This window comes from Streptomyces sp. NBC_01335, from assembly GCF_035953295.1.
Taxonomy (GTDB): domain Bacteria; phylum Actinomycetota; class Actinomycetes; order Streptomycetales; family Streptomycetaceae; genus Streptomyces.
In genome coordinates this window covers 1,998,890-2,011,142 of the sequence record NZ_CP108370.1, presented here as the reverse complement: position 1 = coordinate 2,011,142, position 12,253 = coordinate 1,998,890, and the positions used below count along the sequence as shown (strand labels likewise).

Sequence of the window (12,253 nt, the reverse complement as noted above, 5' to 3'; positions counted from 1 at the left end):
GTTCATGAACGACACGCCGCGCACCCGCTCCGTAGTGAGTTGCTCCCTGCTGGTCGTGACCCTGGTCGCCGGTGCGACCGCCTGTGGAGAGCCCGATGGTCACCCGCTCTCGGCCAAGCCGTTCGACGCGGCCGACCAGGTCTCCTTCAACGGCCATGCCCCGAACGGGAAGGCCGATCCCGACAAGCCCCTGGAAGTCACCGTCAAGGGTGACGAAGGACGCATCACCGATGTGACGGCCGCGGACAGCACCGGCCGCCGTCTGGCCGGCGAACTCGCCGCCGACGGGAAACGCTGGCACTCCACCGCCCCGCTCGCCGCCGGCGCGCGGTACGAGGTGAGGGTCACCACCGAGGACGAGGACGGCGCCCCCGGCCGCCGTTCCCTCACCTTCGAGACCACCTCCCCGAAGAAGCTCCTGAGCGTCTCCTTCGGCCCGCAGGCGGGCACGTACGGGGTCGGACAGCCCATCACGGCGGAACTCAGCGCTCCGGTCACCGACAAGGCCGCCAGGGCCACCGTCGAGCGCGCCCTCAAGGTCCGCTCCACGCCCGCCGTGACCGGCTCCTGGTACTGGGTGGACGACAAGATCCTGCACTACCGGCCCCAGGCCTACTGGCCCGCCGGCGCGGCCGTCGAAGCGAGCAGCAACTTCAAGGGCATCAAGGTGACCAACGCCCTCTACGGCGCCGAGGTCAAGCCGCTGCGCCTGAGCATCGGCGACCGGATCGAGGCCATCACCGACGCCTCCGAGCACGAGATGACCGTGCTCCGCAACGGAGAAGTGATCAACACCATTCCGGTCACCACCGGAAAGCCCGGCTTCTCCACCCGCAACGGCGTCAAGGTCGTGCTCGGCAAGGAGGCGTTCGTCCGGATGCGCGGGGAGACCGTCGGCATCGCGGAGGGCTCCTCGGAGTCGTACGACCTGCCCGTCTACTGGGCCACCCGGGTGACGTGGAGCGGCGAGTACGTGCACGCCGCGCCGTGGTCCGTCGGGTCCCAGGGCAGCGCCAACGTCAGCCACGGCTGCACCGGGATGAGCACGGAGAACGCCGAATGGTTCTTCGACACCGTGCGCGAGGGCGACGTCGTCAAGGTCGTCGGCAGCGAGGGGGAGACCATGACCCCCTTCGACAACGGGTTCGGGGACTGGAACGTCTCCTGGGAGGCCTGGCAGAAGGGCAGCGCCCTGACGAACGCCACGCCCGGGGCCGCAGCGCACCCCCGGACATCGGCTCTGGCGGCGCGACTGCGCCCCCAGGTCTGACGCCGGGGGGTGCGCCGCCTCTCGGTACGACCGTGCGGCCCTGGTGTGCGGGCGGCCTCAGGAGGCCTTGGCCGCCACCTGGAGCCGCCCGCGCACCAGGGCAGCCAGGGCGTCCGCGAACTCGACCGGGTCCACCGGAAGGGTCACCGCGGCGTCCGCGCGGCTCCAGGTGGCCAGCCAGGCGTCCTGGGGGCGCCCGATCAGCAGCAGCACCGGCGGGCAGTGGAAGACCTCGTCCTTGATCTGCCGGCACACGCCCATGCCGCCCACCGGCGCCGTCTCGCCGTCCAGCACGCAGACGTCGACACCGCCGGCGTCCAGCGCGGAGAGCACGGCGGGCAGCGTCGCGCACTCCAGGAACCGCACCTCGGGGACGTCGGCCGCGGGCCGTCGCCCGGTGGCGAGCTTCACCTGCTCGCGGACGTTGGCGTCGTCGCTGTAGACCAGGACCGTGGCGGTCGCCTGCATTGTTCCTCCGTGACAGCTGTGTCGTCGGGGCTCTCGGGGCATGAACCGATGCGCGGATCGTACTCCCGCCGACAGCCCGTCAGCACCGCTAATGACGTCGATTCGCTGGGCCGTTCGGGGAGGACACACCCCTCTGACACACCGAACGGCACCCCCGGGAGTGAGGGCGGGATAAGCGACCGACATAATGTCGGTCGTGGCGACAGCAACGACAGTAGAAACCGGGCACGCGCACCCGTCGGTCAATCGGCCGAACCTCACCAGCGTCGGAACCATCATCTGGCTGAGTTCCGAGCTGATGTTCTTCGCGGCCCTCTTCGCGATGTACTTCACCCTGCGATCGGTGATGGGACCGGATCACTGGAAGGAGATGGCCGACCATCTGAACTTCCCGTTCTCCGCGACGAACACCACGATCCTGGTGCTTTCCTCTCTCACCTGCCAGCTCGGCGTCTTCGCCGCGGAGCGGGGCGACGTGAAGAAGCTCCGGACGTGGTTCACCATCACGTTCGTCATGGGTGCGATCTTCATCGGCGGCCAGGTCGTGGAGTACACCGAGCTGGTCAAGACGGACGGGCTCTCCCTGTCCTCGGACCCGTACGGCTCGGTGTTCTACCTGACCACCGGCTTCCACGGCATGCACGTGACAGGCGGTCTCATCGCCTTCCTGCTGGTTCTCGGCAGAACATACGCAGCCAAGAGGTTCACCCACGAACAGGCGACCGCAGCCATCGTCGTGTCCTACTACTGGCACTTCGTCGATGTCGTGTGGATCGGCCTCTTCGCGACGATCTACATGATCAAGTAACCGGGCGCTCGCACCCACCCATCATCGACGCAGAAGATCCTGACACCGGGGTAATCCGTGAAAAAGCTCTCCGCACGACGACGCCATCCACTGGCGGCCGTCGTCGTACTACTCCTCGCGCTGGCGGCTACCGGGGGGCTGTACGCCGCGTTTGCGCCTGCGGGCAAGGCGCAGGCAGACGAATCCGTCCAGTCCCTCCCCATTGAGGAGGGCAAGAAGATCTACACCGTCGGCTGCGCCAGCTGCCACGGAACCAGTGGTCAGGGCACCTCCGACGGGCCTTCGCTGGTCGGCGTCGGCTCCGCAGCCGTCGACTTCCAGGTCGGCACCGGCCGCATGCCCGCGCAGCAGCCGGGTGCCCAGATCCCGGCGAAGAAGGTCATCTACTCGCAGGGCGAGATCGACCAGCTCGCGGCGTACATCTCGTCGCTCGGCGCCGGTCCGATCACGCCGACCGCGAAGCAGGTCAGCCCCGACGGCGCGGACATCGCCAAGGGCGGTGACCTGTTCCGCACCAACTGCGCCCAGTGTCACAACTTCACGGGTGCGGGCGGCGCGCTGACCGACGGCAAGTACGCCCCGAGCCTGGAAGGCACGAGCCCCAAGCACATCTACGAGGCCATGCAGACCGGCCCGCAGAACATGCCCTCCTTCCCCGACACGACGATGCCCGAGCAGCAGAAGCAGGACATCATCGCGTACATCAAGACCGTGAACGGTGACAACAGCGAGAGCCCGGGCGGCCTGTCGCTCGGTGGCCTCGGTCCGGTCAGCGAAGGCCTGTTCGCATGGATCTTCGGTCTGGGCCTCCTGATCGCCGTCGCCGTCTGGGTCGCGGCCCACACCGCTAAGGCCAAGAAGTCATGAGTAGCCAAGAAGAGAATCCAGAGAAGAGCCTGCTCACCGAGCAGGACGCCGCGCACGGCGCGGTAGTGGGTACGGGCGACCCGTTCGCCGACCCGGGGCTGCCGGCCCACAAGCCGCGCATCCAGGACATCGACGAACGTGCCGCGAACCGCTCCGAGCGAGTCGTCGCGTACCTGTTCATCCTGTCCATGCTGGCGACGGTGGCGTTCATCGCCTCCTACGTCATCTTCCCGGTCGACAAGATCGTCTACATCTGGCCGTTCGGCCATGTGAGCGCGCTGAACTTCTCCCTGGGTCTCACCCTGGGCGTGGCGCTCTTCGCCATCGGTGCGGGTGCCGTCCACTGGGCGCGCACCCTGATGTCCGACGTCGAGGTCCCCGCCGAGCGTCACGCGATCGAGGCCACGCCCGAGGTCAAGGCGCAGGTCCTCGCCGACTTCAAGGCCGGTGCCGAGGAGTCCGTGATCGGCCGGCGCAAGCTGATCCGCACCACGATGTTCGGCGCGCTGGCCCTGGTGCCGCTCTCCGGCGTGATGCTGCTGCGCGACCTGGGTCCGCTGCCGGAGAAGAAGCTCCGCTCGACCCTGTGGGCCAACGGCAAGAAGCTCATCAACATGAACACGATGGAGCCTCTGCGACCCGAGGACATCGTGGTCGGCTCGCTGACCTTCGCCATGCCCGAGGGCCTGGAGGAGGACGCCGAGGACTTCCAGTCGCAGATCGCCAAGGCCGCCCTGATGATCATCCGCATCGAGCCGGACGACATCAAGGACAAGCGCGAGCGCGAGTGGGCGCACGAGGGCATCGTCGCCTTCTCCAAGATCTGCACCCACGTCGGCTGCCCGATCAGCCTGTACGAGCAGCAGACGCACCACGTGCTCTGCCCGTGCCACCAGTCCACCTTCGACCTCTCCGACGGCGCCCGCGTCATCTTCGGTCCGGCCGGGCACGCGCTTCCGCAGCTGCGGATCGGCGTGAGCAGCGAGGGCGACCTCGAAGCTCTCGGTGACTTCGAAGAGCCCGTCGGTCCTGCCTTCTGGGAGCGCGGATGAGTACTACGACGGAAACCACGCGCAAGGCACCCGCAGGTGAGCGGGTCGCCGACTGGGCGGACGGCCGGCTGGGCATCTACGGCCTGGCCAAGGCCAACATGCGCAAGATCTTCCCGGACCACTGGTCCTTCATGCTGGGCGAGGTCTGCCTCTACAGCTTCATCATCATCATCCTCACGGGTGTGTACCTGACGCTGTTCTTCCACCCGAGCATGAACGAGGTCGTGTACAACGGCCCGTACGAGCCCATGCAGGGCATCCGGATGTCCGAGGCCTACTCGTCGACGCTGAACATCAGCTTCGACGTCCGCGGTGGTCTGCTCGTGCGGCAGATCCACCACTGGGCCGCACTGATCTTCCTGGCCGGCATGTTCGTGCACATGATGCGCGTGTTCTTCACGGGCGCGTTCCGCAAGCCGCGTGAGATCAACTGGCTCTTCGGGTTCCTGTTGTTCGTCCTGGGCATGTTCACCGGCTTCACCGGTTACTCGCTCCCGGACGACCTGCTCTCCGGTACGGGTGTCCGCTTCATGCAGGGCGCGATCCTGTCCGTGCCGATCGTCGGCACGTACCTCGCGTACTTCCTGTTCGGCGGGAACTTCCCCGGCGGCGACTTCGTGGCCCGGTTCTACTCGATCCACATCCTGCTGCTCCCGGGCATCATGATGGGCCTGCTGGTCGGCCACCTGATCCTGGTCTTCTACCACAAGCACACGCAGTTCGCGGGCCCCGGCCGTACGAACAAGAACGTCGTGGGCATGCCGCTGCTGCCGGTCTACATGGCCAAGGCCGGAGGGTTCTTCTTCCTGGTCTTCGGTGTCATCTCGGTCGTCGCCGCGGTCGCCTCGATCAACCCGATCTGGGCCATCGGCCCGTACCGGCCGGACCAGGTGTCCACCGGTGCGCAGCCCGACTGGTACATGGGCTTCTCCGAAGGCCTGATCCGTGTCATGCCCGGCTGGGAGATCAACCTCTGGGGTCACACGCTCGTCCTGGGCGTCTTCATCCCGCTGGTCATCTTCCCGCTGGTGCTGGCCGCGATCGCGGTGTACCCGTTCATCGAGTCCTGGGTCACCGGCGACAAGCGCGAGCACCACATCCTGGACCGGCCGCGCAACGCGCCGACGCGCACCGCGTTCGGTGTCGCCTGGATCAGCTGGTACTTCGTCCTGCTCGTCGGTGGCGGCAACGACCTGTGGGCCACGCACTTCCACCTGTCGATCAACGCCATCACGTGGTTCGTGCGGGTCGGATTCTTCGTGGTCCCGGTGCTCGTGTTCATCGCGACCAAGCGGATCTGCCTCGGCCTCCAGCGCCGCGACAAGGAGAAGGTGCTGCACGGCCGCGAGTCCGGGCTCATCAAGCGCCTGCCGCACGGTGAGTTCGTGGAGGTCCACGAGCCGCTCAGCCCGGGCCAGCTGCACACCCTCACCGCGCACGACCAGTACACGCCGCTCGAGATCGGCCCCACGGTCGACGAGAACGGTGTCGAGCGCAAGGTCTCGGCCCTCACGAAGCTGCGCGCCAAGCTCAGCAAGGGCTACTACGGCGAGCACAACCAGATCGCCAAGCCCACCGTCGAGGAGTACAAGGAGATCACCAGCGGCCACGGTCACCACTGATCGCCTGAACTGATCGCCACAGCGAGGAGCCCCGTCCATTCGCCGGACGGGGCTCTTCGCCGTTCCCGGGCCCCGATAGGGTGGACGGACACCCCCCTTTCCGGCTGTGGAATTCTTGGAGCGGACCATGAACGTTGTGACCCCGAACGGCGGCGACAGCGCGGCGGACCGTTCCTGGTCCGGCGTACTGACGCCCCTGCTGCGCGGCCAGGACCTCGGCGCGGACGACACCGCCTGGGCCATGGACCGGATCATGAGCGGGGACGCCACCGACGCGCAGATCGCGGGCTTCGCCATCGCGCTGCGCGCCAAGGGCGAGACGGTCGCCGAGGTGAGCGGCCTGGTCCGCGCGATGTACGCGCACGCCCGCACCATCGAGGTGCCCGGGCCCTCGGTCGACATCGTCGGCACCGGCGGCGACCTCGCGAAGACGGTCAACATCTCCACGATGTCCGCGATCGTGATCGCCGGTACGGGAGCCAAGGTCGTCAAGCACGGCAACCGGTCCGCCTCCTCGGCCAGCGGCGCCTCCGACGTCCTGGAGAAGCTCGGCGTCAACCTGGAGCTGACCCCGCAGCGGGTCGCCGAGGTGGCCGCCGAGGCGGGCATCACCTTCTGCTTCGCGGTGAAGTTCCACCCGGCCCTGCGGTACGCGGCCAAGGCCCGCAAGGAGCTGGGCACCCAGACCACCTTCAACATCCTCGGCCCGCTCACCAACCCGGCCCACGTCCGCGCCCAGGCCGTCGGGGTCGCCGACCTCAGGATGGCGCCCATCGTGGCCGGCGTCCTCGCCGAGCGCGGCAACTCCGCGCTCGTCTTCCGCGGCGACGACGGTCTCGACGAGCTGACCACCACCGCGACCTCCCGGGTCTGGGTGGTCCGGGACGGCGAAGTGCGCGAGGAGGCCTTCGATCCGCGCCACGTGGGCTTGGAGCTGGTACCGGTCGAGGCGCTGCGCGGCGCCGACCCCTCGTACAACGCGGACGTCGCCCGCCGGGTGCTGGACGGCGAGAAGGGGGCCGTGCGCGAGGCGGTGCTGCTGAACTCCGCGGCGGCGCTGGTGGCGCTGGACCCGGGGGAGGGCACGCTCACCGAGCAGATCGGCGCCAAGATCGCCGCCGCCGCCGAGTCCATCGACTCCGGGGCCGCGCACCGCGCGCTGGAGCGCTGGGTGGCGGCCAGCAACGCCTGAGCACTTCTGTGACGCCCGAGCGGTTCCGTGACGCCCGGGCGTTTCGGTCCGTACGTGCACGAAGGGGCGCAGTCCGTATCGCGGACTGCGCCCTTGCGTTCGTGGACGCGTATGGCAAGATGCTGGCAGGTCATGAGTGACAGCGACTACGGCCCCGGCCCGCTGTCCGGCAACCCTCCGTCCGTGGCGGGGTGCCCCGGGTGAAGACCAGGCCGTAGGCAGCGAGGTCTGCGGCAAGCGCGGGCCCCTCGGCATCTCGAATGCCAGCCCCCGGGGTCCTGGTCCCTAGGGAGCCTCTTGTGAGCACGCGAATGCGATAGGGCGCAACGCCCTTCTCCGCACCCCTTTCACCTTTTGCACCGCGCTGCCGCGTACCCGCCGGCGCGGTGAATTCGCCTGCGTATTACGGGAGTTCGTCATGTCCGTGTCCTCTGCTGCCCTCAACGCCTCCGAGTCCGCCGCCGCTGCCTCCGCCGACGCGGACTGTGCCCCGCTGCCGGTCCTCGGCAAGGACGTCACCGTCCCGCTCGTCACCGGGGGCGAAGTCACCTACGCGGCCCTCGACTACGCGGCCAGCGCCCCGGCGCTCCAGCGGGTCTGGGACGACGTCGCCGCCTACGCGCCGTACTACGGCAGCGTGCACCGCGGCGCCGGCTACCTCTCGCAGCTCTCCACCGACCTCTTCGAGAACAGCCGCGCCACCGTCGCGGAGTTCCTCGGCTGCCGGCCCGGCGACCAGGTGATCTTCACCCGCTCGACCACCGACTCCCTCAACCTGCTGGCGGCCGTGATCCCGGCCGACTGCGAGGTGTTCGTGTACGAGACCGAGCACCACGCCTCGCTGCTGCCCTGGCGCGACGCCAAGGTCACCTACCTCAACGCGCCGCGCACCCCGCAGCAGGCCGTCGAGTCCCTGGAGCGCGCGCTCGCCGACCGCGACCCCTACGGTCCGGCCCTCGTCTGCGTCACCGGTGCCTCCAACGTCACCGGCGAGCTGTGGCCGGTCAAGGAACTGGCCGCCGCCGCCCACGCGCACGGCGCCCGCATCGTGCTGGACGCCGCCCAGCTCGCCCCGCACCACCCGGTGGACATCGCCGAACTCGACGTCGACTGGGTCGCCTTCTCCGGCCACAAGCTCTACGCCCCCTTCGGCTCCGGCGTCCTCGCCGGCCGCGCCGACTGGCTCCAGGACTCCGAGCCCTACCTGGCCGGCGGCGGCGCCTCGAAGAAGGTCGCCCGGCGCACCGACGGCGGCGTGGACGTGGAGTGGCACACCACCGCCGCCCGCCACGAGGCCGGTTCGCCCAACGTCATCGGCGTCTACTCCATCGCCTCCGCCTGCAAGGCCCTCACCGAGGCCGGCTTCGACAAGCTGGTCGCCCGCGAGCAGCGGCTGGTCGCCCGGGTCCGCGCGGGCCTCGCCGAGGTGCCTCAGGTCAAGGTGCTCTCGCTCTTCGGCGACGACGCCCCGCGCGTCGGCGTCATCTCCTTCGTGGTGGAGGGCTGGAACAGCTCCCACTTCGCCGCCGCGCTCTCCGCCGAGTACGGCATCGGCGTCCGCGACGGCCTGTTCTGCGCCCACCCGCTGGTCCGCACCCTGCTCGGCAGCGACCCGCAGGACCCGGGCGAGTGCGGCGCGCCGGAGGCCGAGCCGGGCGAGCGCTCCCTGAACGCCATCCGCGTCAGCTTCGGCGCCGGTACGCCGGACGAGCACGTGGACCGCTTCGTCCGCGCCGTCAGCGAGCTGGTGAGCGAGGGCGCGCAGTGGAAGTACCGCACCGAGGGCGGCCGTTGCGTTCCGGACCGGGGCGCCGCGCAGCTCTGACGGCGGCGGCCGGACAGCACTTCGGCCGGGTACGGGCGGTTGCCCGTACCCGGCCGAAGTGCTGCCGGGGACCGCGTCGCGAGCGGTGGTTACGCGTCGAGGCCGATGGCGAAGGCGGCTTCCAGGTCGTGCTGGGAGTACGTACGGAAGGCCACGTGCGTGTCGGTGGCCTCCACGCCGGGGATCTTGCTGATCCGGCCGGGGATGACCTCGGCCAGGTCGTCGTGGCGGGCCACCCTGACCATGGCGATCAGGTCGTACGTACCGGTGACCGAGAAGACCTCGCTGACGCTGTCCAGCGCCGCGATGGACTCGGCGATCTCCGGAATCCGGTCGACGCTGGTTTTGATGAGCACGATCGCGGTGATCACGGCTGGCTTTCTCCCTCGGTGGCCGTGGCTGGTGTCTTCACTCTAGCCCCACGCCGGTGGACCCCCCTGGCCAGGACGAATCCGGCGGCGAACCCTGCCACGTGGGCCAGATAGGCCACGCCCGGACCGCTCCCCGCACTGCGGGCCGCAAGCCACTGGAGGGCGAACCAGAAGAGGAGCACGATCCAGGCGGGGAAGCGGAGCGGCAGGAAGAGGAGGAACGGGAAGATGCTGGTGACCCGCGCCCGGGGGAAGAGGCGGAGGAACGCCCCGAGCACCGCCGAGATCGCCCCCGAGGCGCCGACCAGCGTCTGTGCGGAGTCCGCGTACGCCGCCGCGTAGACCACCAGGGTCAGATAGCCGCAGCCCGTGTAGAAGAGGGCGAAGCCGAGGTGGCCCATCCGCTCCTCGGCCATGGCGCCGAACACGTGCAGGAAGAGCATGTTGCCCAGCAGGTGGAGCCAGCCGCCGTGCACGAAGAGCGCGGTGAACGGGGTGAGCCACGCGTGCGCGGAGCCGTCCCACAGGTCGGCGGGGATCACCCCCCAGCGCTCGAAGTAGCCCGCCTGGGCGGCGAGGGCCGCGTCGGCGGTGCCGTAGGAGGGGCCGAACCCGGAGACCGGGCCGGCGAGGAAGACCAGGCAGCACACGGCCATGAGGCCGTACGTGACGGGGGCTCCGCCCGCCGCCGCCGGGAGGCGGAGTCTCCGTACCGCGCCCAGCGGGCCCGCGTCACGCTGTTCGATCATGTACGGAGCATGACGTACCGGGACGGAACGGAACGGGCCGCCTCGCCGTGCCGTCGGCCGGGCGCGAGGCCGTAGGGTTGCCCCAGGACACCCGCAGTTCGACGGCGCACCGCGAGATCCTTGAGGCAGGACAGGACGGGCCTCGTCCGGGACGGCACGAGGCCCGACGACGAAAGAGGACGGCACGATGACGACGGTTCCCCAGCCGACCGACGCGACCCGCTGGCGCTGCACGCTCTGCGGGAACCTCACGCGTTTCGACGTGACGCGGTCGTCGAAGGTGGTGGAGTACGTCCACCTCGACCTGGCCGGTGACGCCAGTGTCGAGGAGCGGGAGGTCGTCAGTGAGACGATCGAATCGGTGCGCTGCCGATGGTGCAGCGCGGTGGACCAGATCGAACTGGTGGACAGGCCAGGTGCCGACTCCTGACGGAGTCGCACCACGGACATGATGGGGTGACGGATGGTGGAGCAGCCGACCAACGGCGCTGATCCGGCCGATGGGGCCGACGGCGCCGTCGAGGCGCTCGACCGCCCGCTGCCCGAGGGAGTGCGGCGGCGGGTCGTCGCGCTGGTCTCGGACGCCTTCGGGGGTCTGACGGTCGGCGAACTGCCCGCGCAGCTGCGGCAGTACGCCCGCTTCACCCCGACCCGGCGCGCGAAGTTCGCCGGGAACGCCATGGCCGCCGCGCTGGAGGGCGACGCGCGCTTCCGCGGGCGCATCGGCGAACGGATCGCGGCGGCCCAGCCGGAGCTGGCCCGCGCCCTGGAGGCCGGTGCGCCGCCCGCCGCCGCCGATCCGGTGGACGTCGCCGCCGCCGCGTACGTGCTGCGCCCGGTCGGCTGGGTCAAGCTGGTGCAGGCCGCCGGCGAGGAGGTCCAGCGGGCCACCGCGGAGCGCGCCGACGACGAGAGCCGGCGCGAGACGGAACGCCTGCGCGAGGAACTGGCGCACGCGCGCGGCCAGACCAAGGCCGACACCGAGCGGCTCCGCGCCGAACTGGACGCCGCCCGCAAGGAGTCCGAGTCGCTCCACCGCAAGCTGCGCAGCGCCCTCAGCGAGGTCAAGCGCAGCGAGGCCGCGCTGCGCCGGGCCGCCGCCGAGGCGGACGCGGTACGCGCCGAGGCGGCGGCGCAGGTCTCCCAGGCGGAGAGCGAGACCCGCCGGCTCAAGACCCGCCTGGCGGAGGCCGAGACGGCCGTGGAGACGAGCCGCAGGGCCGCCCGAGAGGGCCGCTCGGTCGAGGACATGCGGCTGCGGCTGCTGCTGGACACCGTGCTCGACGCCGCCGCGGGGCTGCGCCGCGAGCTCGCGCTGCCGCCGTCGACCTCCCGTCCCGCGGACGGGGTGGAAGCGGTCGAGCCGGGCCGGATGTCGCCCAAGGACATTGCCGCGAGGGCGCTTTCGGAGACCGATCCGGCACTCCTCGACCAGCTGCTGGCGCTGCCGCAGGCGCACCTGATCATCGACGGCTACAACGTCACGAAGACCGGCTATCCCCAGATGCCGTTGGAGAAGCAGCGGTTGAGGCTGCTGGGCGGGCTGTCGATGCTCGCCGCGCAGACGGGCGCCGAGATGACCTGTGTGTTCGACGGGGCGGAGCTGGCCGTGCCGGTGCTGCTCGCGCCGCCGCGCGGGGTGCGGGTGCTCTTCAGCAAGGCGGGGGTGACCGCCGACGAGCTGATCCGCCAACTCGCCCGTGCCGAACCGCCGGGGCGGCCCGTCGTGGTGGTCTCCACCGACCGGGAGGTGGCGGACGGGGTGGCCAAGGCCGGTGCCCGGCCCGTCGCGTCCGCCTTGCTCCTGAAGCGGCTTTCGCGCGTTTAGGGCGATACGTTGCAGTACGAGCGCCGTGCCGCTTTCGGGGAAACGTATCGTCAATTTCTGGCTACGCGCCGTGCGTCGGCGGCACGGAAGTGCCGGGTGTGACGAATCTTTTCCAGGGAGGATTTGAACTGATCACAACTAGGTCACTAGGGTCAGGGCTCGAACCTTCGCACGGTTGATCACTCATTCGGGGTGGCGGCG

12 protein-coding genes and 1 riboswitch are annotated in these 12,253 nt (G+C 69.8%); of the genes, 9 read left to right on the top strand and 3 right to left on the bottom strand.

What is annotated here, in order from left to right; genetic code table 11:
* Positions 1 to 4 precede the first annotated feature (4 nt).
* Positions 5 to 1,270: a L,D-transpeptidase gene (locus OG599_RS08300; RefSeq protein ID WP_327175309.1), complete on the top strand. Its 1,266-nt coding sequence runs from the start codon at positions 5 to 7 to the stop codon at positions 1,268 to 1,270.
* Positions 1,271 to 1,327: 57 nt separating this feature from the next.
* Here the strand turns inward: OG599_RS08300 and OG599_RS08295 are convergent, their stop codons facing one another.
* A complete protein-coding gene (locus OG599_RS08295) occupies positions 1,328 to 1,738 on the bottom strand; it encodes a hypothetical protein (RefSeq protein WP_327175308.1) in 411 nt (136 codons plus the stop codon).
* 187 nt (positions 1,739 to 1,925) lie between these two features.
* Here OG599_RS08295 and ctaE point away from each other — a divergent pair, with 187 nt between their 5' ends.
* The 6 genes from ctaE to OG599_RS08265 all read left to right on the top strand — a co-directional run bounded on the left by ctaE (position 1,926) and on the right by OG599_RS08265 (position 9,104).
* Positions 1,926 to 2,546, top strand: a complete 621-nt coding sequence (gene ctaE / locus OG599_RS08290) for an aa3-type cytochrome oxidase subunit III (protein ID WP_327175306.1) — start codon at positions 1,926 to 1,928, stop codon at positions 2,544 to 2,546.
* A gap of 57 nt (positions 2,547 to 2,603) precedes the next feature.
* Positions 2,604 to 3,413 carry a cytochrome bc1 complex diheme cytochrome c subunit gene (gene qcrC / locus OG599_RS08285; protein ID WP_327175305.1) on the top strand — a complete coding sequence of 270 codons (810 nt, stop codon included), beginning with the start codon at positions 2,604 to 2,606 and terminating at the stop codon, positions 3,411 to 3,413.
* A complete protein-coding gene (gene qcrA / locus OG599_RS08280) occupies positions 3,410 to 4,465 on the top strand; it encodes a cytochrome bc1 complex Rieske iron-sulfur subunit (protein WP_327175304.1) in 1,056 nt (351 codons plus the stop codon). Before qcrC ends, qcrA begins: the two co-directional genes overlap by 4 nt.
* On the top strand, positions 4,462 to 6,087 hold the full coding sequence (qcrB, locus tag OG599_RS08275) for a cytochrome bc1 complex cytochrome b subunit (protein ID WP_327175303.1): 1,626 nt from the start codon (positions 4,462 to 4,464) through the stop codon (positions 6,085 to 6,087). Before qcrA ends, qcrB begins: the two co-directional genes overlap by 4 nt.
* A 127-nt stretch (positions 6,088 to 6,214) precedes the next feature.
* Positions 6,215 to 7,279, top strand: coding sequence for an anthranilate phosphoribosyltransferase (gene trpD, locus OG599_RS08270; protein WP_327175302.1), 1,065 nt, complete (start codon positions 6,215 to 6,217; stop codon positions 7,277 to 7,279).
* Between the two features lie 128 nt (positions 7,280 to 7,407).
* Positions 7,408 to 7,525: riboswitch (SAM riboswitch) on the top strand.
* 172 nt (positions 7,526 to 7,697) lie between these two features.
* Entirely contained in the window at positions 7,698 to 9,104 is a 1,407-nt protein-coding gene (locus OG599_RS08265; RefSeq protein ID WP_327175301.1) for an aminotransferase class V-fold PLP-dependent enzyme, read from the top strand.
* An 89-nt stretch (positions 9,105 to 9,193) separates the two neighbouring features.
* Here the strand turns inward: OG599_RS08265 and OG599_RS08260 are convergent, their stop codons facing one another.
* Together OG599_RS08260 and OG599_RS08255 are read right to left on the bottom strand one after the other, a co-directional pair.
* The gene (locus OG599_RS08260) at positions 9,194 to 9,475 is read right to left on the bottom strand and encodes an Lrp/AsnC family transcriptional regulator (RefSeq protein ID WP_173262987.1); all 282 of its coding nucleotides are present in this window, start codon (positions 9,473 to 9,475) and stop codon (positions 9,194 to 9,196) included.
* Positions 9,472 to 10,224 carry a rhomboid family intramembrane serine protease gene (locus OG599_RS08255; protein ID WP_327175300.1) on the bottom strand — a complete coding sequence of 251 codons (753 nt, stop codon included), beginning with the start codon at positions 10,222 to 10,224 and terminating at the stop codon, positions 9,472 to 9,474. Before OG599_RS08255 ends, OG599_RS08260 begins: the two co-directional genes overlap by 4 nt.
* A gap of 187 nt (positions 10,225 to 10,411) precedes the next feature.
* On the opposite strand from OG599_RS08255, the gene OG599_RS08250 reads away from it, so the two are divergent.
* Entirely contained in the window at positions 10,412 to 10,654 is a 243-nt protein-coding gene (locus OG599_RS08250) for a hypothetical protein (protein WP_327175299.1), read from the top strand.
* Between the two features lie 36 nt (positions 10,655 to 10,690).
* Positions 10,691 to 12,052 carry an NYN domain-containing protein gene (locus OG599_RS08245; protein ID WP_327179965.1) on the top strand — a complete coding sequence of 454 codons (1,362 nt, stop codon included), beginning with the start codon at positions 10,691 to 10,693 and terminating at the stop codon, positions 12,050 to 12,052.
* Positions 12,053 to 12,253: the final 201 nt, after the last annotated feature.